The organism is Moraxella pluranimalium, assembly GCF_002014825.1.
GTDB classification, from domain to species: domain Bacteria; phylum Pseudomonadota; class Gammaproteobacteria; order Pseudomonadales; family Moraxellaceae; genus Moraxella; species Moraxella pluranimalium.
In genome coordinates, this window is sequence record NZ_MUYU01000012.1 from 1 (window position 1) to 23,975 (window position 23,975).

The window sequence follows — 23,975 nt, forward strand, 5'->3', positions numbered from 1 at the left end:
TTAGTTGACCACTACATTAAATAAATGATGATTACTAGCACAACATACTATAGCTATCATTTTTTTACACGCTTTAGATAATCAAAATACTGTCTTTCGGATGTCCTATTATCATTACATTCAGAAAGCTCCGTGTAAGTCACACTACCATCCAACTTTGTGGTTTTGACCATTCTTTTATTTTTTTCCGCTTGCAATGCCTGCGCTAGAGATTCATTCTTTTGCTGAATTTTTTTCATCCTTTGCGCTTGGTCATGCAATTTTTTGCTTTGAGTTTTTGCTTGCTTTTGCAAAGCCATCTCGCTATTTCTTAGTCGATTGAATTGCTGTATTTGGCTTTCCATTTGACTATTTTTTTCTACCAATTTGGCATTTTCCTTTTTTAGTCTGGTATTTTCTCTTGTTAACTCTAGATTTTTCTGCTTTTGGTATTTGAAATCATCTTTCTTTTGTTGGATAAAGGCATCCTTTTCACGCTGAATTCTTTTGATTTCTTCTCTAAGATATTTATCTCTTTCTTGAAGACGTTCTTGATATCGTCTTTCCATTGCCTCTATTCGCTCCAAATTTAATTTTTGGGGCGTGGTCATAACATTTAGAACTTCATTCAATAGCTCTTCAGCAACTTCCAAATCTTTTTTCAATCTCGCTTGCCATTTTTTCATTTCTTCCAATGAAACTTTTTCGATATCATTAGACAGGCTCTCGCTCATTTCGCCTAGAGCATCAGTAAGTCTTTCTGCAATATCTTCATAGTATTTCGCCAGAGCCATGCCTTTTCCTCCTATGGTTGAATGCTTAATTAGCCTAAATTATTTAGGGGCTAATGTAGATTAGCACATATAATATACTGCAAAATTGAGAAAATGGTGTGGGATTTAAACCCTATCTACGTCAGCCCCTTTGTTTTTTTTGGCTATTGTTGCCATACCCAAATATTATTATCCAGCTGTCGTGCTTGGGTTTGCTTTTGGATGATTTCTTGTTTTATCGCTTGCTGTATTAATAGATCTTTAGCTGCCTGCTCTTGTTGTTTGGCAGGCATCATAGCAATCTGAAATTCCTTCAAATCCTTAAGCGACACACCAGCAATCAACGCTCCAGCAGACAGCAATTGCAAGCGTGCCTGACCAAAGCTTGAGCGCAGCTGCATTAATACTGTTTCTGCATTGATTATTTTTTCATCAATCACTTGCAAAACCATATTAGTCTGACCGGCAATCACCCGACCTTGATAACGATCAAGCATATCCTGCGAAACAATCCCCACCTTGCCGACACTACCGCGTACCGTTATGATGATATCATTTGCTTTTAAAAACAAAGGCATACACGCATTGAACGCATTATCATTCACTAATACAGGCTTACTGGCTGTATCTATATAGCCATATTCGGGCAAATCGCCACTTTGCACTTCGTATATTGTCGTCTGCCCCTCTTGCTTAAGCTTGGCAATAGCAATTGGACGAATAATCTGCACCAAATTACCTAATCGCATCGTGGCGTGACATGCAAGCGCATCTAGCGCCTGCTTTGTATCATCGCTTATTACATACCGGTCTGGATCAAATACATAGCCTTGCTTTGCAATATCTGCATGAGCGATGGTTGCTTTATTTTTGGATTGGGTATTTGTTAAGATCAATTGCACCAATTGATCGGTTTCAGCCAAGCTAATCTCTCGCCCTTGTTTTTGGATGAACTGACTACCTTTAAGTGTAATAAATTCAACATGATCATAGCTTTGTTTCATATCAAATACCATTAAAACACTATTAATCGACATCCCTTGAACCAATCCATTAGGTAGCGCAATCACTGCCTTTAGATGTTTTTGATTAAGAAGCCATTGACGCATCTCAACTTCGCTTGCCACAGAAGAGGCAATGACACTTACAGATGCCGCAACCACTAACAACCCCTCCACTTGTTGCATGGCGTGCTGAATCAAGTAATGATCATAGTTATTGCTATGAATCTTGAAACGGTCATTGTGTTTTAGCGTTGATGATGGCGCACGACAACTCCACGGGTCTGCAATAAAACCTGCATCAAATTTCTGCAACTTACCATCTTGAACAAATGATGGATTCAATGGCGCATCCGATTGATGATAGTGCACGCCACCCAAGATTAGATCAAGCAACTGTGGTACTGATTCTGAAAACTCGCCCTCAACAAATACTTCTCTTGAACGACCCAGCATAATCGTATGGCGAAGGCGTGATTCAAATGGGATGTACAATGTTTTTGAATTAGACTCCACCAATAATGCATCAATCAATTGATAAACTCTATCATGCAATGCCGAACCAGGATTGTCCTCTCTACCGCCAATCTCTGGCAATAGCTCGCACACCCAGCTAAATTTATTATCAGCGGTGAGCAATCCTTTGGTTTGAAAACCAATTAAATGATCAATAAATTGCCTAAAGCCATCTCGATCTTTTTCTACACTAAGCAGATTACGCCCATGACCACAAAATGCCTGCGGGTGATTTGTTTCAGCCTTGTCGATAGCCTGATCAAGATTTTCTGCTACCTGCATAGGATAAGTAGCAACCAACGCGAGCGCCTTTAAAGCAATCTCCTGTATATCCCGTACATTAAGCTGATCACGCCATTGCGCCTTTAGCGTGATGATTGGCTGTTTGCTCATACTCATGTTTGTCATATCAAAATCTCCAATAGATTAAAAAAGTTGAACATTGAACAATGGAATGCTAGATTCCACTCCATGATTTGATGTTGATAATTCTACACTAATAAAAAAGTACTGTCCACTATTTTTTTATTAAAATATACGTTTTTTTATGGAATTAAAGATTTTTTTTGGAAGTAAGCATTCAATAGTTAACCACCCAATCAACGACATCACATCCGTTAATACTTGTAATAACCAACTGATTTTTATAATAATTCATCATGTTAGTACCCACTTGACACACCCCCACCCACTACAATCCCTAACAGACGCGCAAACTTATCTTGTGGTACAATAAATTCTTTGAAAAATCCTATCTTTTTGACACCATGATGAATCAATTAAGCGACTGGGTGCTACTGACAATGGATAAGCTTGGCTTATTTGGCGTAGCGCTGATGATGTTTTTGGAAAATGTGTTTCCGCCGATACCGTCTGAGCTGATTATGCCAGCAGCAGGGTTTGCGGCGGCGATGGGTCGCATGGAGCTGTTTTTGGTGATTATCGCAGGGACGATAGGCTCGGTGCTTGGGGCGTTGCCACTATACTATCTGGGCACGGTCTTTGATGAACAGCGACTATACACATTGACCGAAAAATACGGTAAATATCTACTGCTAAAGCCTGATGACATCATCAATGCCCAAGCTTGGTTTGCCAAATATGGCAAATCGGTGATATTCTTTGGGCGGATGATACCTGCCATTCGCTCGCTGATTTCCATTCCTGCTGGGATGGCTCGGATGCCGATGTTGCCATTTTTGACTTTGACCGCATTGGGCTCGGCGATTTGGACGACGATTTTGGCGTATGCAGGCTTTGTGCTTGGTGTCAATTACCAAGAAGTCGCTGATTTTATCGCACCGATTAGTAGCGCTGTTGGCTGGACGGTAGGTGTGATTGTGCTGTTTGTGGTATTAATCCGATTAAAAAGTTTTTTGAGAAAATAAATGAACCAAGCCACCCAACTTCCCCACACACCCCGCCCAAAGATTGTCTTTTTTGACATCGATGACACCTTATACATCAAAGACACCAACCATGTGCCATCATCTGTCGCCCCTGCCCTAAAAGCACTCAAGGCCACAGGCACACTCATCGCCATCGCATCAGGTCGCAGTCTAGGGGTGATACCGCCTGTGGTGCAAGCACTGATTGCCGATGTCGGCATTGAGCTACTACTGACCATCAATGGCGGGTATAATCTGTGGCAAGGCAAGCCTTTTCTTGATTTCCCCTTAGCCACGGACAAGGTGCGTACCATCATTCAGACGCTCGATGCGGACGGTATCGGGCACGCCTGCATGACGCATGACACCATCTATGCGATGCGTGATACGCCAAATCTACGCACAGCATTGGCATCACTACACATTCCTTATCAGTTTGTGTCGCATGATGATTTTGATGACACCCAAGCGGTGTATCAGATTTTGGCGTTTTATGCTGATGGCGAATACACGCCTGCACTGCCACCACAGACCAAGACGGTACGCTGGCATCAGGTTGCTGTCGATGTGCTTGATAGTGAGGGTTCAAAGGCTCGTGCCATTGCGCAAGTGCTTGATAAGCTTGGTATCGATACCAAAGATGCCTGTGCATTTGGTGATGGGCTCAATGATGTTGAGATGCACAAGCTGGTCGGCACGGCGATTGCGATGGGCAATGCCCATGATGAGCTCAAACGCCATGCCGATATCGTCTGCCTACGCCATGATGAAGATGGTATTGCCAAGATTTTGGGCAAGCTTGGCTGGATTGATGCTATTTTATAAATAAGCTTATTAAGAGCATTGTAAAAATTAGCATCTGCCATTAGTCTTGTTTGAATGAATGCTTAAGAAATTTGCCACAAAATTTGACAATATCATCACGCCCAATTTGCTATCATCACCCACAATTCAAGCGCCTTCTAAGCCACTTTCCAAGCCATCTTTAGCTATGCCAAAATCCATCATCCTACTACTAAGTATCCTTGCCCTGACAGGCTGTGCGACCACGCCGTATTATCCCATTGACCGCACGACTTATCATGCCATCGGACAATCTGAACGCATCGAATACATTATCCTACACTATACCGCCGAAGATTATGATGGCTCGGTCAATGTCCTAACCCAAGGGCAGGTCAGTAGCCACTATCTCATCCCTGATGGCGATGATGATAAGATTTATCAACTGGTGGCTGATGATAAGCGAGCATGGCACGCAGGTGTCAGTAGCTTTGGTGGCAAATCATCACTCAATGACATCTCGCTAGGTATCGAAATCGTCAGCGATGGCATCACGGGCAAATATACAGGCTATCGCCCTTATGATGGCTATGTCGATTATACACCCAAGCAAATCGCCCAAACCGCCCAATTGCTCAAAGAACTCAGCGCCAAATACGCCATTGACCCCACACGCATTCTTGGGCATTCTGACATCGCCCCAAACCGCAAAATCGACCCTGGCGCCAAATTCCCTTGGGAATATCTATATCGCCATCACGGTATCGGCGCATGGTATGATGAAACGGATAAGCAGGCGTTTTTGGCGATGATGGATGGCGAGACGGATTTTAATCAGCCTGAGATGATTACACAAATCAAATCGGCACTGCGTCGTTATGGCTACACCGTCAATGACACCGCTGAATGGGATAGACCGAGCCAAAATGTCATCTATGCCTTTCAGCTACACTTTCGCCCAAAACAGCCCACAGGCGTGATGGATGCTGAGACTTGGGCAATTTTACAAGCCTTGAACAAAAAATATCGCCCAAGCTGACTTGAGCGATATTAATCATATTAATCATATCAATCACTTAGCTACGCTGATGAATCAGCGCCAACGCATGATCAAGTAGCCCAAAGATGGTGCGGTGCTTATCGCTGTCATCATCAAGCGTTGGGTTAAACTCGGTGATTTCAAACAATTTGACATTATCCAACATCAACACACGATCAAAAATCCGTCTGACTTCATCAGCTTGATAGCCATCAGGCTCAGGCGTACCTGTGGCAGGAATCAGCGTATCATCGAGTGCATCAACATCAAAGCTGACATAAACCGCATCCAATTCTGCAAGCTTGTCAATCATCGCATCCAATATCGTATCCAGTGATTGACGATCACCGCCGGCAATCGGTGTGCCTTTGGCAGAATAAGCAAACATCTGATGCGTTTTAATTAAATGCACTTCAGGCGGCTCAAAGCTACGCAATCCCAAAAAGAACACATCGCTTGGTAAGATACCACCATGGCTTGAGAGTGATTTAAGCTTATGCCAATAATCTGTCGCTGTTTCATCAAGCGTGTTGATTTGGCAATCGGCGTTATCAAGTCTCAATGCTGTCGCTAGTGGCATCCCGTGCATATTGCCCGATGGCGTGGTCAATGCCGAATGTAAATCAGCGTGCGCATCAATCCACACCACACCGACACGCTGATCACGATGATGATTCATAAACGCTGCCAAATTGCCAATGGCATTGGAATGATCACCACTGATGATGATGGGAAAAGATTGACCATCCATCTGCTGTAGGCACTCGCCCACTTGCGGCACGAGTGTCTCTTTAAAAAACGGCAACAGATTTTCGATATATTTCGCCGATGGATGAGCAGGCGCAAGCTTATCATGCTTGGCATAAATCTTGTGTACAGGCGCACTCGGATAATGCGTCTCGCAATGCTCGGATAACATCGCCACGCCATGCGTCGTGCCGTGCTTGCCTGCGCCAATGTCAGAATAAATTTCAATAAACTCAATCGTCATGCAAAGTATCCCTATTTGTCCGCTCGATGGGTGAGTTGAATAGACAAGCTAGTATAGCACCGAACGCCATCACGATTTGCAAAAAATCCCAATGGCTTATTCAGTGTTTGTCATAAATTTGCATGATAAGTATGTCGATATCGCATCACATTGCCATACTTCATGTGATATACGCATTAAGCGGTATAATTGGTTGGATCTTTGGTGTCACAAGGGGTGGTAACTTCGGCAAAAAACGCCGCCTGCACCGATGCTTTGGCGTGTGCCCAATACGCAAACTGCTGACAAGTCGTCTCAAGATCGCCAAGCCATGTAGGGATATTGCCTTTCATCCGCCCAAAACGCTGATGCGGTAGCGTCTGCATCTGCTTGGCGGTCTCGATGGCAAGTAGCGCACCCGCTCGATCATTGCACACGAGCGCCATATCACAGCCAGCATCAATCGCTGCTCGCACTCGAGCATCCACCCCGCCTGCGACATGCGCGGCTTTCATGTTAAGATCATCCGAAAATAGCACACCATCAAAGCCAAGCTTCTCACGGATAATCTCATGAATCCACACGCTTGAGAACCCCGCAGGCTTATCATCCACTTGACTAAAAATCACGTGCGCCGGCATCAAAGCATCAAGTTTATCCAATGTTTTGACAAAGGTTTGGGTATCAAAATTAAAAATCTCATCAAAGCTACGCTCATCAATGGCATCCGCCACATGAGAATCAGGCGCAATCGAGCCATGACCCGGGAAATGCTTGCCCGTCGTCGCCATGCCAGCGTCTTTCATCCCATCCATAAAGCGTGCTGACAGTGCCACGATCGCATCAGGCTTGGCATGAAACGCACGATCACCAATCACTAGGCTGACACCATTAATATCAAGTACAGGCGCAAAGCTAAAATCCACACCCACCGCCAGCACTTCTGCCGCCATCAGATAGCCACAGTCATAGGCAAGCTGACACGCCTTATCAGCATCGACATCATATAGCTCGCCCAGTCGCCCCATCGCAGGCAATGGCGAAAAGCCTGTGCGAAACCGTGCCACACGGCCGCCTTCTTGGTCCACCGCAATCAGCACATCAGGATTGGCGGCACGCATCGCATCGGTCAAGGCACGCACCTGCTCGGGGCTTTCGACATTGCGTGCAAATAAAATCATCCCGCCCACTTCAGGATTGGCAAGTAATGCCACATCGCTGTCATCGAGCACCTTGCCTGCCACATCCGCCATGATAATGCCTGTCGCCATAGTTTTCGCCTTATTCAAGTGATTTTGTTAGATAAATGGCTTATTATGCCATGAATTGCCAAGATTTTTTAGTGCTGATTTGTTGCCAAACTATCCGTGATGGCGATTTTGCCACTACTTATACTTATCTTGCATCTAGCTTTAGCTGATGACTGATGACACTTTGGCTTGTCATCATGCTTTGCTTAATTCTTGCAAAAATCACCAAAACTTGCCCAAGTGTAACCCACCACCCAATTCCATCTACAAAAACTCTCATGAATGCAAAAAATATTTGGGAAAATTGTGCTAATATAGGCAGACCCATTGATAACAATAGTTAGGATAATCTTATGTCAAAACGCCAATATTTGCTTTCAGGCATCGCCACTGCGGTTGCAGGCGTTATTTTTGCCCAAAGTTATGTGACGGTTGCCAGTGCTGCCGACCAAGCCGCCTTTGAGCCGACACCGGCTCAGCGTATCACCGCGCGCCAAGTTGCCCTACTGCTCGACCGTGCGCACTATGTCGATGCTCGCATGGATGCGCAGATGAGCCAGAAGATTTTGGCAATGTATTTTGATAAGCTTGACCCAAATCGTACGCTATTTTTGCAGTCCGACATTGACGAATTTACCGCCAAATATGGCAATAACTACGCTCAGCGTCTGTTGCGTGGCGATTTGAGCGCAGGCATTGAGATTTTTGAGCGTTATCGCACCCGCTCAAACGAGTATTATGACGTTGCCAAAACCTATTTGGCAGGCGATGTCAATTTATATACCGATAAGACCATTGTCATCGACCGTGAAGATGCGCCACGCTTTGGTAGCAAAGAAGAACAGGTGGCGTATTGGCAAAATCAAACCGCTTATTCGTTGATTGGTATCACGCTCAACCAAGAAGATGACAAAGCAAAAGACCAAGCATATCTAAACAATCCTGAATTGTCTCGTGGTCAAGATTTGGTCAAGGCAGAATCTCGCACCCCAACAGAAATCTTGCTCAACCGCCTAAACCGACAACAAGAACAGTTAGCTCGTCTAAAAAATGATGAAATCATGGAATATATCCTAGACGCAGCAACGACCACCTACGACCCGCACAGTAACTACTTTGCTCCTGTGCAGGCTCAAGATATGCAAATCCAAAGCAGTTTGCAACTTGAAGGCATTGGTGTATCCATCCGCCCCGACCGCAAAAATCCTGACTATATCCGCATTACAAGCCTAGTCGATGGCGGCCCTGCTGCCAAATCAGGACAAGTGCGTGCCAATGATTTGATTATCGGTGTCGCCCAAGATGGTGAGCCGATGGTTGATACAGTCGGCTATACCACTCGTGAAATCGTGGCGCTGATTCGTGGTAAACGTGGCACAAACGTCACCATCAAGGTCAAACAGCCCAACACCCCAGATTCACAAGCTCGCACCGTCACGCTCACTCGTGATGTCATCCAACAAGAAGAATCCGGCGTACAGCACCGAGTGATTGAGATGCCCTATGAAGGTAGCACCAAGCGTGTGGGCGTGCTTGAGATTCCCTCTTTTTATCTGAATTTCCAAGCTCGCCGTGCGGGGCTTAGCGATGAAGAATACCGCAGTGTCAGCAAAGACACCGAAAAAGCCCTAAAAGATTTGGTCGCTCAAGGCATCGATGGCTTGGTGGTGGACTTGCGTAACAACCCGGGTGGCTCGCTCGATGAAGTGGCAAAAATGCTTGGCCTATTTATCAAAGAAGGCCCTGTGGTACAAATTCAGGACAATCAAGGCAAAGTGCGCATCTATCGAGATAGCGACGGCGGTAAGCAGCTGTACAATGGCGATATGTCGGTGCTGATTAATCTTGGCTCAGCATCTGCCAGTGAGATTTTTGCTGCTGCCATCCAAGATTATGGACTTGGGCTGGTCGTTGGCAACACGACCACAGGCAAAGGCTCAGCCCAAGCACAGCGTGATGATGTGGCGCTTGGCTCAATGACCATCACCCAAAACAAATTCTACCGTGTCAATGGTGGCAGTACGCAGAACAAAGGCGTCGTCCCTGATGTCGAGCTTGTCAACATCTATCAAGGCATGGAATTTGGCGAACGTGAATATAAGAATCCACTGCCTTGGGATACCATCGACTCAACCAATTACACAGCGGCGGGCAAATATTCGCAGTCGCTGATTGACACACTTCAAGCGCAGTCAAAGGCTCGCCAAGCTACTGACCCGCAGTTTGTCTATCTTGGTAAGCTAAACGAAATCCGCGCCCTAGATGATGACAAAAAGCCTGCCGACATCAATCTTGATAAGCGTCGCACCCAAGCAAAGCTGATTGAGAATGAAACTTTGGCGGCCGAAAATGCTCGTCGTCAAGCCACTGGCGAAGCGCCTTATACTGATTGGTCCACTTATCAAGCCCATCTTGATGCTATCAGTGAAGAGCGTGGCGCAATGAAAGAAAATGAACGCCCCAAGCTACCTGAGAGCGAAGCCTATGTGCTTGAAACCGCTCGCTTGATGTTTGATGCCAAAAAAGCACAATAGCACAGCACCGATAGCAGACAACAAAGCCACGATATTTATGCATATCGTGGCATTTGTTTATTGTCGTGCTTGTTATCGTATTTGATATCAGCAGTTTTAACAGCGGGCAATCAGCGCATGGTTACAAACTCTTCTGCGCCAGTTGGATGGATGGCAACGGTATTATCAAAATCCGCTTTGGTTGCGCCCATCTTGATTGCCACGCCAAAGCCCTGAATCATCTCATCGACACCAAAGCCAATGCCGTGTAATCCGATGATTTTCTCATCATCACCAAGACAAACTAGCTTCATACGGCAAGGCTCACGATGTGCTGTGATGGCACTATACATCGGCGTGAAGTTTGAGCGATAGACCTTGATGGCATCATCGCTATATTTTGCCCGAGCGTCCGCTTCACTCATACCAATCGTACCAATCGGCGGATGGCTAAACATCACTGTCGGTACGAGCGAATAATCCAGTTTTTCGTTCGGTTTATTATTAAACAGTCGCTCAGACAGACGGCGACCCGCCGCAACCGCCACAGGGGTCAGCTCGATACCGCCTGCAATAATATCGCCCACCGCATAGATACCATCGACGGATGTGTTTTGGTATTCATCGACGATGATTTGCCCACGCTCATTCATCGCCACGCCAACTTCTGCAAGCCCGATACCATCGGTGGCAGGCGTACGCCCAATCGCCCAAATCACGCAGTCCACCACAAGATTTGCCCCATCTACCATCGTGATGGTGATGCTACCGTCATCGTTTTTGGTTAGTGATTGTGGATTGGCTTGAGTATGTAGCTCGATGCCGTCTTTTGTCATCACATCGACCAGTACATCGACGATATCAGCATCAAATTTACGCAGCGGCTTATCGCCACGCACCACCAAATGCGTCTTTGCCCCAAGACTATTGACCACGCCTGCCATCTCTACAGCGATATAGCCTGCACCGACGATGGCGATACGCTCTGGCAGTTCAGTTAATTCAAAAAATCCATCCGAATCAATACCAAGCTCAGCGCCTATGATGTCAGGACGGCTTGGGCGACCACCTGTCGCAATCAAGATATGCTCAGCTGTGATACGCTCGCCGCCGACTTCGATGGTATGTTTGTCAATCAGCTTGGCAAAGCCTGTGATGACATCCACCGAATTTTTGGCAAAGACATTTTGATAAGACTGATGAATACGCCCGATATACGCTTGGCGATTGGCAATCAAGGTTTGAAAATCAAAGCGATTCACCGTCACATCAAAGCCATAATCAGGTGCGTATTTATGAATCGCATCAGCAATATGCGCCCCATACCACATCACTTTTTTTGGGACACAGCCGACATTGACGCAGGTGCCGCCGATGTGCTTGGCTTCGATAATGGCGCATTTTTTGCCATAGCTAGCTGCACGGTTGATGGATGCGATACCGCCACTACCGCCACCGATGGCGATATAGTCATAATGCTTGGTCATAGTTTACTCTTATTAATCTGCTAATTTAAGTACGTATAATTGATAAAAATGCGGTAGTCGCTGAACGACGTGCACTTTTTGTTGATAGGTGTTGACATAATGGTCCACCGCTGGCTTGACCAGTAGATAGTGGTTGTGGTTTGGCGCTGAATCAGGCGACCACAGATAATCATCAAAGCCAATCACGCCATCGACTTTGACCAAGCGATGCGCCAACAATGCATCAAATAGCACATCTGGCGCTTCGTGCGAACCATCGACATAAATAAAATCAAATTGCCCAGCGCCACCTTCGGCAAGCAATTTAATCATCGCAGTATGCGAATCTGATTTGATTTTGGTCACTTTGACCGTTGGAAAACGACTCACTTGTAGCTGTACATTGTGCATATAAGCAGCTTCAGCGGCACTCATGTCAATTTGGCTGTGCTCTTGACCACCTTGCCAAGTGTCAACGCTGACAATCTCCACCCCTTCTTGGTGAAAGCTTGCGCATTTTTCAATAAAATAGCACGTCGAACGCCCTTCAAATGCGCCAATCTCAAGCACTTTTTTGGGCTTAATATCGTTAAACACATAATCCAAATTGCTTTGGATATAGCTAAACCAATCTTTGGTAAAGTGAAATTCAGGCGTAGGCGTTGCCACTTGTGGCTCAGCAGTTGGCTTGTTTTTTGTGGTTTTGGCTGTCGATGATTTGGATTTTGTTTGTTTTGCCATGATTGATACTCAAATGATTCAGTGTTTTGTCTTACATGACCAAATGCACGCACTGATACACGCTTGCACTGCTACCGATGGATGACAAGTGCTGCAGTGTCAAAGTACGCCTATTGATGATAAATGTTATAGACCAATTTTTTCATTGTAGCATAAAAGCCCGCCGCTATTGTTGTATTTTATTGAAATCAAAATCCATGCACACGCCCAAGTACATCCAAAACAAAAAACCGCCAGCCCAAGCTGACGGTCTTGTTCGCATGATGAATTAGAATAACACACGCACACGGATGGTCTCAGGAACGACACGCAGACGCTCCATCGCTTTGGCTGAATCATTGTCATCAACATCCATCACTAGATAACCGACATCGCCTTTGGTCATCAATGACTGTGCAGCAATGTTGATGCCCGCATCAGCAAAGGATGCGTTGATTTGTGATAGTACGCCCGGGACATTGCGGTGGATGTGCAATAGACGGTGCGTGCCATCGGTGAATGGGATAGAGACATTCGGGAAATTGACCGCGCTGGTGGTGTCGCCTTGGTCAGAATAGCGGACGAATTTCTCACCCACTTCAAGACCAATGTTCGCCTGCGCTTCTTGGGTTGAGCCACCGACATGCGGGGTCAAGATGACATTGTCAAAGGCACGCAGTGGTGATTCGAACTCTTCATCCGCTGATTTTGGCTCTTTTGGGAACACATCAATGGCAGCGCCTAGGATTTTTTTGCTTTCTAGTGCCGCAGCCAACGCATCAATATCCACACAGCCACCACGAGCGGCATTGATAAAGAATGCACCATCTTTCATCTGGGCAAATTCTTTGGCGGTCATCATATTGCGAGTGCTTGGCAAGTCAGGTACGTGTAGTGTCACGACATCTGCCTTGGCAAGTAGCTCTTCTAGGCTACCGACTTGCACGGCATTACCCAGTGGCAATTTGGTCACCGCATCATGATAGATGACTTTCATGCCAAGACTTTCGGCAAGCACAGACAGCTGTGAGCCGATTGAGCCATAGCCGACGATACCCATCACTTTGCCACGCACTTCATAGCTGTCTTTGGCTGATTTGTTCCAGCCGCCACGATGTACGACGGCATTTTTTTCAGGGACGCCACGCATCAGCATGATGGTCTCAGCCAGCACCAATTCAGCCACAGAGCGAGTGTTTGAATATGGCGCATTAAAGACAGGGATGCCCAGCTCAAGCGCTGCTTCTAGATCCACTTGGTTCGTGCCAATGCAGAAACAGCCGATGGCAATTAGCTTTTCGGCACTTTCAAGCACTTTGCGAGTCAGCTGTGTGCGTGAGCGAATACCGATAAAGTGTGCATCTTTGATCTTTTCAATCAATTCAGCTTCATCCAGTGCTGATTTGATGTATTCGATATTGGTATAGCCGGCATCATTCAGCACTTTTAGGGCGTTGTCATGTACGCCTTCTAATAGCAGAAAACGAATCTTGTCTTTGTGTAGAGATAAGGTCATGTCGGATTCCTTTGGCGGGTGAAATTCAATGTACTGTTATACACTTATTAATAAATATTTGCAAGATTGGACAAGTAATTAGTTTATAAAATCTTGGAATAACGCACCCAACTCACAAAATTCACAGGATAAAAAACACAAAAGCCCATCACTACTGACAGGCTTTTGGTATTACTGGGCCATTATTCTTGGCTACCCAATTCGTCGGCGAAGGCTTTGGCAAAGCTATCTTCGACACTTAGGTCAGCGGCAGGCTCACTGCTTGCAGTCAAATCAGCCAACAACTCTTCAACTGGCAACGCTTCTTTGATTGCTTTTTCAGCTTTGCGTTGGCGGTTTTGGTGATAAGCCAAACCAGTACCAGCTGGGATTAGGCGACCAACCACGACGTTCTCTTTTAGACCGCTTAGGTCATCGACTTTACCCATCACCGCAGCCGCTGTCAAGACACGGGTAGTCTCTTGGAACGATGCTGCCGAGATGAAGCTTTCAGTTGCAAGGCTTGCCTTAGTGATACCAAGTAGCTGACGCTCGTACTGTACTGGGAATTTGTTGTTCGCAATCAGTTCAGCATTGAGTGCGCGAATCTTCGAGTATTCCGCTTGGTCGCCTTTGAAGTAGCTTGAATCGCCACCGTCGATGATCTCAACTTTACGCAACATCTGACGTACGATGACTTCGATGTGCTTATCGTTGATCTTAACACCTTGTAAGCGATAAACTTCTTGGACTTCATTGACAATGTAGTTTGCCAATGCAGTTTCGCCTTTGAGACGCAGGATGTCGTGTGGGTTTTGCGGACCGTCAGAGATGATTTCACCACGCTCCACCGTTTCGCCTTCAAACACGTTGATTTGACGCCATTTTGGAATCAACTCTTCATGCACATCGCCATCTTCATTGGTGATGATAAAGCGGTTTTTGCCTTTGGTTTCTTTACCAAAGCTCACCACACCACTCATCTCAGCCATGATTGCATGGTCTTTTGGACGGCGTGCTTCGAATAGGTCAGCAACTCGTGGCAGACCACCGGTAATATCTTTAGTACCTGATGTAGCTTGTGGAACACGGCCTAGCACCGAACCTGCGGTCACGTGCTCACCTTCGGCAACACGGATGATGGTGTCGTTTGGTAGGAAGTACACAACTTCTTTGCCATCATCAGTATCAAGGATAATCGCAGGACGCAAGTCTTTGGCGATGCTCGGGCGGTCTTTGCTTGCCAAGATTTCAAACGAGCTGACACCCGTCATTTCATCAACCTTGACAGTCGCAGTCATACCATCGGTGATGTCGCTAAAGCGTGCTGTACCCGCAAATTCTGTGATAATCGGATGGGTATGTGGATCCCACTTGGCAATCACTTGACCTGCTTCTACTGCATCGCCATCACGCACTAGTACGCTTGAGCCATAAGGCACTTTATAACGCTCACGCTCACGGCCTTGGGCATCTGCCACACCGATTTCAGCTGAACGAGAGACGATAACTAGATGACCATCGACGTGCTCTACAGTCTTCATGTTGTGGAAACGAACTGTACCGGTATTACCAACCGAGACGCTGTTGTCCACAGATGCTGCCGATGCCGCACCACCCACGTGGAAGGTACGCATGGTCAGCTGAGTACCCGGTTCACCGATTGATTGTGCTGCCATAACGCCCACAGATTCACCGATATTCACCAAGTGACCACGAGCTAGGTCACGGCCATAACACTTAGCACACACGCCTTGGCCGGCTTCACAGGTAATGACCGAGCGTACATAAACTTCGTCAATCGCATTGGCATCAAGCTGCTCAACCAAACGCTCATCAATCAGCGTGCCCGCTGCAACAACGACTTCACCATCAGCATTCACGACATCTTTGGCGGCGACACGACCAAGTACACGATCGCCTAGGCGTTCAACGATTTCACCACCGTCAATCACTGGTGTCATGCGTTGACCTGCTTCTGTACCACAGTCATCTTGGGTAATCACAAGGTCTTGTGCCACATCGACCAGACGACGGGTCAAGTAACCTGAGTTTGCCGTTTTCAATGCGGTATCAGCAAGACCTTTGCGCGCACCGTGCGTTGAAATAAAGTACTGCAAAACGGTCAAGCCTTCACGGAAGTTCGCCTTAATTGGCGTCTCAATGATCGAGCCGTCTGGTTTTGCCATCAGACCACGCATACCGGCAAGCTGACGAATCTGTGTCGCACTACCACGAGCACCAGAGTCTGCCATCATGTAGATTGAGTTGAACGATTTTTGGCGTTCGGTCTCGCCATCACGGTTCACAACTTCATCAGTTGATAGGTTTTCCATCATCGCATTGGCGATTTTGTCCGATGTACGAGCCCAAATATCAACAACTTTGTTGTATCGCTCACCCGCAGTCACGAAGCCTTGCTCAAATTGATGCTCGATATCACGCACTTCAGCATCTGCCGCATCGACGATTTCTTTTTTGGTTGGTGGAATGACCATATCTTCCATACCAATCGAGATACCCGATAGCGTCGCTTGTGCAAAACCTAGATACATCAAGTGGTCAGCAAATAGTACTGATTCTTTGACGCCCAGTTTGCGATAGCATGAGTTTAGTAGTTTTGAGATGTTTTTCTTGGTCATCTCGGTATTACATTCGCTAAACGCCATACCTTCAGGCATGATGTTCCAAATCAATAGACGACCAGCGACAGTTTCTTTGATTTCAGTACGGCTGGTTTTTTCGCCAGTTTTTTCGTCCAAAATAGTTTCTGCCACACGCACTTTGATTTTGGCATTGACTGACAAATCATCAGAACCAATCGCACGCAACGCTTCGTTCACGGTACTAAATACCATGCCTTCGCCTTTGGCATTGACACACGCACGACTGATGTAGTACAGACCCAAAACAACGTCTTGAGAAGGTACGATAATCGGCTCACCGTTTGCAGGCGATAGGATGTTGTTGGTTGACATCATCAATGCACGAGCTTCTAGCTGTGCTTCTAGTGTCAATGGTACGTGTACCGCCATTTGGTCACCGTCAAAGTCGGCGTTGAATGCCGCACAGACCAGTGGGTGTAGCTGAATGGCTTTACCTTCAATCAGTACAGGCTCGAACGCTTGCAGACCCAGACGGTGCAGTGTCGGCGCACGGTTTAGCAGTACTGGATGTTCACGAATCACCATCGCCAGCATATCCCAAACGGCAGGCTCTTCACGCTCTACCATCTTCTTAGCAGCTTTGATGGTGCTTGCGATGTTGTTTTGTAGCAATTTTGCATAAGTAAATGGCTTGAATAGCTCAAGTGCCATTTTCTTTGGCAGACCACATTGATGTAGGCGCAGTGTCGGGCCAACAACGATGACCGAACGACCTGAATAGTCCACACGCTTACCTAGTAGGTTTTGACGGAAACGACCTTGCTTACCTTTGATCATATCAGCCAAAGATTTCAATGGACGCTTGTTGCTACCTGTGATGGCACGACCACGACGACCGTTGTCTAGTAGCGCATCCACCGCTTCTTGTAGCATACGCTTTTCGTTACGCACGATGATGTCAGGGGCATTTAGCTCCAATAGACGCTTCAAGCGGTTGTTACGGTTGATGACACGACGATATAGATCGTTCAAGTCAGAAGTCGCAAAACGACCACCTTCAAGCGGTACTAGCGGGCGCAAATCTGGTGGCAATACAGGCAATACCGTCATCACCATCCACTCAGGCTTGTTGCCTGAATCGCGGAATGACTCAAGTAGCTGTAGGCGTTTTGCCATTTTTTTCAGCTTGGTTTCAGAACCTGTTTGCGGAATGGCTTGGCGTAGCTCGTCAATCTCGCCATCGACATCGATGTCTTTGAGCAAGTCTTGAACCGCTTCAGCACCCATTTTGGCAACAAATTCATCACCATACTGCTCAAGCGCATTGAAGTATTCTTCATCATCAAGCAGTTGATATTTTTCAAGGCTAGTCATGCCTGGATCGGTAACGATGTAGCTTTCGAAATACAGCACACGCTCGATATCACGCAGCGTGATGTCAAGCAATAGACCGATACGGCTTGGCAGTGATTTTAAGAACCAAATATGCGCAACAGGGCTTGCCAATTCGATATGACCCATGCGCTCACGGCGAACTTTGGCAGCGGTAACTTCAACACCACATTTTTCGCAGATGATGCCTTGGAATTTACGGCGCTTATATTTACCACACAAGCACTCAAAATCCTTGACAGGGCCAAAGATTTTGGCACAGAACAAGCCATCACGCTCAGGCTTAAAGGTACGATAGTTGATCGTTTCTGGCTTTTTAACTTCACCGTGTGACCAAGATTTGATCGCTTCAGGTGACGCAAGTGAGATTTGAATGCTGTCAAATTCTCTTGCACCACTATCAGCAGGGCCTTTCATGATATCTAATAAATCTTTCAAAAGGTTTCTCCGTTGTATTCGTCGTAATTCTGACACCTAGCCACCATGTGCGATGGCTAGGCAAATTTTGGTCTTGGCTGACTTATTTCTTTTCTTTTAAGTCAATGTTAATACCCAGCGAGCGAATCTCTTTGGTCAAGACATTGAACGACTCTGGCATACCTGGGTTCATGTATTGTTCACCATCAACGATGTTCTTATACATACGGGTACGGCCTTCGACATCGTCCGACTTGACTGTCAGCATCTCTTGAAGTGTATAAGTTGCGCCATACGCTTCTAGTGCCCAGACTTCCATCTCACCGAAACGCTGACCACCGAACTGCGCTTTACCACCAAGTGGCTGCTGGGTGACTAGCGAGTACGAGCCAGTTGAACGCGCGTGCATCTTGTCATCAACCAAGTGGTTCAGCTTAAGCATATACATATAGCCAACAGTCACAGGACGGTCAAATTTCTTACCAGTACGGCCATCGTACAAGGTTTGCTGACCTGTGGTCGATAGACCTGCTAGGCTTAGTAGCTCCTTGATTTGCGTTTCTTTAGCACCATCAAAGACCGCAGTACCCATTGGTACGCCTGCACGCAAGTTTTGAGCCAATGCCAGCAAATCTTCATCAGACAAGCTGTCTAGATCAACTTGCTCACCGCCAACTTTGTTATAGATCTTATCCAAGAAATCACGCAGCTCAGCGATGCTTGCTTGGGCACGTAGCATACCATCAATCTTATCGCCCAAGCCTTTTGCCGCCATACCTAGATGCGTCTCAAGTACCTGACCGATATTCATACGCGATGGTACGCCCAGTGGGTTTAGTACGATATCAACCGGCTTGCCGTTTTCGTCATAAGGCATATCCTCTACAGGCATGATGCGCGAGACAACACCCTTGTTACCATGACGACCAGCCATCTTATCACCAGGCTGAATGCGACGTTTCACCGCCAAATATACCTTAACGATTTTTTGGACACCGTGTGCCAAATCATCGCCTTGGGTTAATTTGCGTTTTTTCTCAGCAAATTTGTTGTCGATGTCTTTTTGCTTATCGCTTAGGAATTCAGCGATTTGACCTAGACGCTCTGATACTTCTTCTTCTGCAGGCTGAATGTCAAGCAAAGTTTCTAGTGGTAGGTTCTCGATATCAGCAAGTGACAATACAGTACCTGCCTTAAAGCCTGCACCACCTGAGACTTTTTTGCCGTCAAGTAGGCTTAGGATACGACCTTTTGCCGCCGCTTCAAAAATCACCAACTCTTCTTTTAAGTCTTTGCGGTAATTATCCAGCATCGCTTTTTCGATAGACTTAGCACGGCTGTCTTTTTCTAGACCATCACGGGTGAAGACTTGTACATCGATGACGGTACCCTTGGTTGATGATGGTACACGCAGTGATGTATCTTTGACATCAGCCGCTTTTTCACCGAAGATTGCACGAAGCAGCTTTTCTTCTGGTGTCAATTGGCTTTCACCTTTTGGTGTAACTTTACCCACCAAGATATCGCCTGCATCCACTTCAGCACCGATATACACGATACCCGCTTCGTCAAGGTTGGCAAGTGCTGCTTCACCGACGTTTGGAATATCACCAGTGATTTCTTCAGGGCCAAGCTTGGTATCACGAGCCACACAGGTCAGCTCTTGGATGTGGATGGTGGTAAAGCGGTCTTCTTGAACCACACGCTCAGATAGCAAGATGGAGTCTTCGAAGTTATAACCGTTCCATGGCATAAACGCCACACGCATATTCTGACCCAAAGCCAGTTCACCAAGGTCAGTCGATGGGCCATCAGCAAGGATGTCGCCACGAGCGATTTGATCGCCTTCATTGACGATAACACGCTGGTTGATACAGGTGTTTTGGTTTGAACGGGTGTATTTGATCAGGTTATAGATATCAATACCTGCTTCACCGGCGGTCATCTCGCTTTCATTAACACGCACGATGATACGGCTGGCATCAACTTCTTCAATCACACCGCCACGCTTAGCAACCACACACACGCCTGAGTCACGAGCAACATGGCGTTCCATACCAGTACCAACCAATGGTTTGTCTGAACGCAAAGTTGGTACAGCCTGACGCTGCATGTTCGAACCCATCAATGCACGGTTCGCGTCGTCATGCTCTAGGAATGGAATCAAGCTTGCTGCCACTGAGACAACTTGGCGTGGCGAAACATCCATATGCGTCACTTTATCCGCACTCATACGCACCGATTCACCTTGATAGCGCACCATGACCATCTCTTCGGTCAGCTCGCCGTTTTCGTTCATTGGAGAATCAGCCTGTGCAATCACCATGCCAACTTCTTCGATGGCTGAAACATAGTCAATCTCATCAGTCACACGACCATCGATGACACGACGATAAGGTGTCTCAAGGAAACCAAAGTTATTGGTCTTAGCAAATACCGCCAATGAGTTGATCAGACCAATGTTTGGACCTTCAGGTGTTTCGATCGGACATACACGACCATAATGCGTGGTATGTACGTCACGCACTTCAAAGCCTGCGCGCTCACGAGTCAAACCGCCTGGGCCAAGCGCTGATACACGGCGCTTATGGGTAATCTCAGACAGTGGGTTGTTTTGGTCCATGAACTGAGACAGCTGGCTTGAGCCAAAGAATTCCTTGATGGCAGCCGCAACTGGTTTTGAGTTGATCAAATCTTGTGGTGATAGGCTGTCAGATTCAGCAGTGGTCAGACGCTCTTTGACCGCACGCTCAACACGAGCAAGACCAATACGGAATTGGTTCTCGGTCATCTCACCCACTGAACGGATACGACGGTTACCCAAGTGGTCGATATCATCGACTTCACCACGACCGTTACGAATCTCAATCAGCTCTTTTAGCACATCAACGATGTCAGCGTTTGATAGCACGCCTTGTTCACGCTGTACTTCGATGTCATCAGTATCAACGAACTCACGACCCAAACGACGGTTGAACTTCATACGACCGACATTTGATAGATCATAACGCTCTTGGCTAAAGAACATTGATTCGAACAGCTTTTCGGCAGTTTCTAGCGTTGGCGGCTCACCTGGACGCATCACTTTGTAGATTTCGATCAATGCTTCTTCACGAGTCAGCACTGTATCTGCGCGCAGTGTATCAGCGATAAACGAGCCATGATCGATGTCATTGGTGAACAAAATCTTGAATGACTGAACATTTTTTTCAGCCAGTTTAACCAATGTTTCGTGGTCAATTAGGCTGTTGGCACGGACGATGACTTCATCATTAACAATCACATCTTCGCCGATGATACGCTCATATAGGTACTCATCAGGCACGGCAAGCTTAGTCATGCCAGATTCGATGATTTGCTTCACACGGCGAGCATTGATACGCTGACCTTGCTCAACGATCACTTTACCGTCTGGGCTGACGATGTCAAACTGCGCCATCTCACCTTTTAGGCGATCAGCAACCAATTCAGTTTCGAACGACTCTTGACCTTTGAATACTTCCACTTTTTCAAAGAACGCATCCAAAATCTGCTGTGTATCCATACCAATAGCACGCAGGATAATGGTTGCAAGCAGTTTACGGCGACGGTCAATACGCGCATACACTAAATCTTTGACATCAAATTCAAAATCAAGCCATGAGCCACGATAAGGAATGATACGAGCGTTATATAGCACTTTACCGCTTGAATGTGATTTACCCTTGTCATGATCAAAGAACACGCCCGGTGAACGGTGCAGCTGCGATACGATGACACGCTCAGTACCGTTGATGATGAATGTACCGTTATCAGTCATCAAAGGAATCTCGCCCATATAGACGCTTTGTTCACGGATGTCTTTGATGGCGGTTTTGTTTTCTTTGTCTTTGATGACTAGGCGGATTTTGACACGCAATGGCGCTGCAAAAGTCGAGCCACGCATGATACATTCACGCTCATCAAACTCAGGCTCACCCAAATAGTACTCGACAAATTGAAGCTGTGCGTTGCCAGAATGGCTTTCAATTGGGAAAATCGATGAAAACGCTGCTTGCAAGCCAACATTTGCACGAGCTTGAGGTTTCTTATGCTCTTGCAAAAACTGCTCATAAGAATCTACTTGGATGGCAAGTAGATACGGCACATCCATGACATCTGGAAGCCGTGAAAAACTTTTACGAATGCGTTTCTTTTCGGTATAAGAATATGCCATTAAGATTCCTTAGGTTAAACTTAAAATCGTGTCGCCCAGCGGCAAACACAGCCCAGAACTGATCCAAAAGCTTGAATTAGCCCCAAAAATTCGTTGCGAATCATTGCAATTCGCGATTTATGCACCCATTTTTGAACTTTTTTTGGACTTTTGCACCAACAAAAAGACGGTAGACACAACAAAACGCCAAATACCAAAGGCATTTAGCTCAATGTTTATACGTGGAAATGTCGTTCAGCTTGCATGGGTGCGTTTGTCCTTTTGAGGTGTGTCATGGCATCTGCTGAAAGATGTATAACACAAAAGGTCAAATACTAAATTATAATAAAAAAAAACCAATAATGCAATAACATTATTGGTTTTTTCGCTAAATAATTTCTGATCTTTGTTTGACTAAGCTGCCAAAGTCAGATCAGTCAAATTATTTAAGTTCAACGGTCGCGCCAGCTTCTTCAAGCTTCTTCTTAAGCTCTTCAGCTTCAGCTTTTGATGCACCTTCTTTAACAGTTTGTGGAGCACCTTCAACTAGGTCTTTAGCTTCTTTCAAGCCTAGGCCAGTTACTTCACGTACAACTTTAATTACAGCTACTTTCTTGTCGCCGCCGTTAGTTAGAACAACGTTGAAGTCGTCTTTTTCTTCAGCTGCTGCGCCAGCGTCGCCGCCAGCTGCTGGAGCTGCTGCTAGAGCTGCTGCAGATACGCCGAATTTTTCTTCCATCGCAGAGATAAGCTCAACGATTTCCATTACTGATTTTGCCGCGATTGCGTCTAGGATTTGTTCGTTAGTTAGTGACATAGCAATTATTCCTAAATAAAGGTATGAGAGTAAATAAATTTAAAATAAAACGGTAAATTAAGCCGCTTCTGATTCCATCTTGTCGCGTAAAGCAGCAAGGGTGCGAGCTAGTTTGCCAGCTGCTGCTTCTTTCATTGTACCCATTAGGCGAGCGATAGCTTCGTCGTAAGTAGGTAGAGTTGCTAGGCGATCGATAGATTTTGCGTCGATAAATTCACCTTCAAAAGCTGCGCCTTTGATTTCGAACTTGTCATTGGCCTTTGCAAATTCTTTGAACAAGCGTGCTGCTGCACCTGGATGTTCGTTAGAGAATGCAATCAAAGTAGGACCAACGAATACATCGTTCATGCACTCGAATGAAGTGTCAGCTAGGGCACGACGCAACAAAGTGTTACGCACGATACGCATATCAACACCTGCTTCACGAGCAGCTTTACGAAGTTCGGTCATCTTTGCTACTGTAACACCGCGCGAGTCGGCAACTACAGCAGAGAGCGCACCTTTGGCAGCTTCATTTACTTCAGCAACAATTGCTTGTTTGTCTTGAAGATTTAGTGCCATGGGTTGTCTCCAATTTTATTGCTTATATGGCATAAGCAATAAGCTAATTTCACAAAGCATCAAAACGATGTTTTGCACCATTACGGCGACATGTGTCTCACCGTCTGCGTAGGCA

15 protein-coding genes are annotated in these 23,975 nt (G+C 46.2%); 4 read left to right on the forward strand and 11 right to left on the reverse strand.

Annotated elements, in window-relative coordinates; all coding sequences use genetic code 11:
• Window positions 1-56: 56 nt before the first annotated feature.
• Together B0680_RS04840 and B0680_RS04845 are read right to left on the reverse strand one after the other, a co-directional pair.
• Complete coding sequence (locus B0680_RS04840) at window positions 57-773, reverse strand: hypothetical protein (RefSeq protein ID WP_078253947.1); 717 nt, start codon at window positions 771-773, stop codon at window positions 57-59.
• A 143-nt stretch (window positions 774-916) separates the two neighbouring features.
• Complete coding sequence (locus tag B0680_RS04845; RefSeq protein WP_078253948.1) at window positions 917-2,677, reverse strand: N-6 DNA methylase; 1,761 nt, start codon at window positions 2,675-2,677, stop codon at window positions 917-919.
• A gap of 362 nt (window positions 2,678-3,039) precedes the next feature.
• On the opposite strand from B0680_RS04845, the gene B0680_RS04850 reads away from it, so the two are divergent.
• The 3 genes from B0680_RS04850 (at window position 3,040) to B0680_RS04860 (ending at window position 5,479) form a co-directional block, all read left to right on the forward strand.
• Window positions 3,040-3,657, forward strand: coding sequence for a DedA family protein (locus B0680_RS04850; RefSeq protein WP_078253949.1), 618 nt, complete (start codon window positions 3,040-3,042; stop codon window positions 3,655-3,657).
• Window positions 3,658-4,482, forward strand: coding sequence for a Cof-type HAD-IIB family hydrolase (locus B0680_RS04855; RefSeq protein ID WP_078253951.1), 825 nt, complete (start codon window positions 3,658-3,660; stop codon window positions 4,480-4,482). It begins immediately after the preceding gene.
• Window positions 4,483-4,648: 166 nt separating this feature from the next.
• The gene (locus tag B0680_RS04860) at window positions 4,649-5,479 is read left to right on the forward strand and encodes an N-acetylmuramoyl-L-alanine amidase (protein ID WP_078254152.1); all 831 of its coding nucleotides are present in this window, start codon (window positions 4,649-4,651) and stop codon (window positions 5,477-5,479) included.
• Between the two features lie 37 nt (window positions 5,480-5,516).
• Here B0680_RS04860 and B0680_RS04865 read toward each other — a convergent pair whose 3' ends face one another.
• Entirely contained in the window at window positions 5,517-6,470 is a 954-nt protein-coding gene (locus B0680_RS04865) for an arginase family protein (RefSeq protein WP_078253953.1), read from the reverse strand.
• Window positions 6,471-6,646: 176 nt separating this feature from the next.
• Window positions 6,647-7,720, reverse strand: a complete 1,074-nt coding sequence (gene nagZ / locus B0680_RS04870) for a beta-N-acetylhexosaminidase (RefSeq protein WP_078253955.1) — start codon at window positions 7,718-7,720, stop codon at window positions 6,647-6,649.
• A gap of 332 nt (window positions 7,721-8,052) precedes the next feature.
• Between nagZ and B0680_RS04880 the strand changes: the two genes are divergently transcribed.
• Window positions 8,053-10,233 carry a carboxy terminal-processing peptidase gene (locus B0680_RS04880; RefSeq protein WP_078253957.1) on the forward strand — a complete coding sequence of 727 codons (2,181 nt, stop codon included), beginning with the start codon at window positions 8,053-8,055 and terminating at the stop codon, window positions 10,231-10,233.
• A gap of 110 nt (window positions 10,234-10,343) precedes the next feature.
• Here B0680_RS04880 and gorA read toward each other — a convergent pair whose 3' ends face one another.
• The 7 genes from gorA to rplJ form a co-directional block, all read right to left on the reverse strand.
• Window positions 10,344-11,699 (reverse strand): glutathione-disulfide reductase, encoded by a 1,356-nt coding sequence (gene gorA / locus B0680_RS04885; protein WP_078253959.1) that lies wholly within the window; start codon window positions 11,697-11,699, stop codon window positions 10,344-10,346.
• Between the two features lie 12 nt (window positions 11,700-11,711).
• Complete coding sequence (locus B0680_RS04890; protein WP_143821357.1) at window positions 11,712-12,419, reverse strand: class I SAM-dependent methyltransferase; 708 nt, start codon at window positions 12,417-12,419, stop codon at window positions 11,712-11,714.
• 268 nt (window positions 12,420-12,687) lie between these two features.
• A complete protein-coding gene (serA, locus tag B0680_RS04895; protein WP_078253960.1) occupies window positions 12,688-13,914 on the reverse strand; it encodes a phosphoglycerate dehydrogenase in 1,227 nt (408 codons plus the stop codon).
• 182 nt (window positions 13,915-14,096) lie between these two features.
• Window positions 14,097-18,329: a DNA-directed RNA polymerase subunit beta' gene (gene rpoC, locus B0680_RS04900; protein ID WP_078253961.1), complete on the reverse strand. Its 4,233-nt coding sequence runs from the start codon at window positions 18,327-18,329 to the stop codon at window positions 14,097-14,099.
• A gap of 82 nt (window positions 18,330-18,411) precedes the next feature.
• Complete coding sequence (gene rpoB, locus B0680_RS04905) at window positions 18,412-22,503, reverse strand: DNA-directed RNA polymerase subunit beta (protein ID WP_078253963.1); 4,092 nt, start codon at window positions 22,501-22,503, stop codon at window positions 18,412-18,414.
• A 421-nt stretch (window positions 22,504-22,924) separates the two neighbouring features.
• Complete coding sequence (rplL, locus tag B0680_RS04910; RefSeq protein ID WP_078253965.1) at window positions 22,925-23,299, reverse strand: 50S ribosomal protein L7/L12; 375 nt, start codon at window positions 23,297-23,299, stop codon at window positions 22,925-22,927.
• A 57-nt stretch (window positions 23,300-23,356) separates the two neighbouring features.
• Window positions 23,357-23,860 (reverse strand): 50S ribosomal protein L10, encoded by a 504-nt coding sequence (gene rplJ / locus B0680_RS04915; RefSeq protein WP_078253966.1) that lies wholly within the window; start codon window positions 23,858-23,860, stop codon window positions 23,357-23,359.
• Window positions 23,861-23,975: the final 115 nt, after the last annotated feature.

Bases quoted from the DNA above. Each gene is read 5' to 3' on its own strand.
- B0680_RS04860 (WP_078254152.1), top strand. From the start codon at position 4,649: ATGCCAAAATCCATCATCCTACTACTAAGTATCCTTGCCCTGACAGGC.
- serA (WP_078253960.1), bottom strand. From the start codon at position 13,914: ATGACCTTATCTCTACACAAAGACAAGATTCGTTTTCTGCTATTAGAA.
- rplJ (WP_078253966.1), bottom strand. From the start codon at position 23,860: ATGGCACTAAATCTTCAAGACAAACAAGCAATTGTTGCTGAAGTAAAT.
- B0680_RS04845 (WP_078253948.1), bottom strand. From the start codon at position 2,677: ATGACAAACATGAGTATGAGCAAACAGCCAATCATCACGCTAAAGGCG.
- B0680_RS04880 (WP_078253957.1), top strand. From the start codon at position 8,053: ATGTCAAAACGCCAATATTTGCTTTCAGGCATCGCCACTGCGGTTGCA.
- rpoB (WP_078253963.1), bottom strand. From the start codon at position 22,503: ATGGCATATTCTTATACCGAAAAGAAACGCATTCGTAAAAGTTTTTCA.
- B0680_RS04855 (WP_078253951.1), top strand. From the start codon at position 3,658: ATGAACCAAGCCACCCAACTTCCCCACACACCCCGCCCAAAGATTGTC.
- B0680_RS04865 (WP_078253953.1), bottom strand. From the start codon at position 6,470: ATGACGATTGAGTTTATTGAAATTTATTCTGACATTGGCGCAGGCAAG.
- B0680_RS04850 (WP_078253949.1), top strand. From the start codon at position 3,040: ATGAATCAATTAAGCGACTGGGTGCTACTGACAATGGATAAGCTTGGC.
- B0680_RS04840 (WP_078253947.1), bottom strand. From the start codon at position 773: ATGGCTCTGGCGAAATACTATGAAGATATTGCAGAAAGACTTACTGAT.
- nagZ (WP_078253955.1), bottom strand. From the start codon at position 7,720: ATGGCGACAGGCATTATCATGGCGGATGTGGCAGGCAAGGTGCTCGAT.
- B0680_RS04890 (WP_143821357.1), bottom strand. From the start codon at position 12,419: ATGGCAAAACAAACAAAATCCAAATCATCGACAGCCAAAACCACAAAA.
- rplL (WP_078253965.1), bottom strand. From the start codon at position 23,299: ATGTCACTAACTAACGAACAAATCCTAGACGCAATCGCGGCAAAATCA.
- gorA (WP_078253959.1), bottom strand. From the start codon at position 11,699: ATGACCAAGCATTATGACTATATCGCCATCGGTGGCGGTAGTGGCGGT.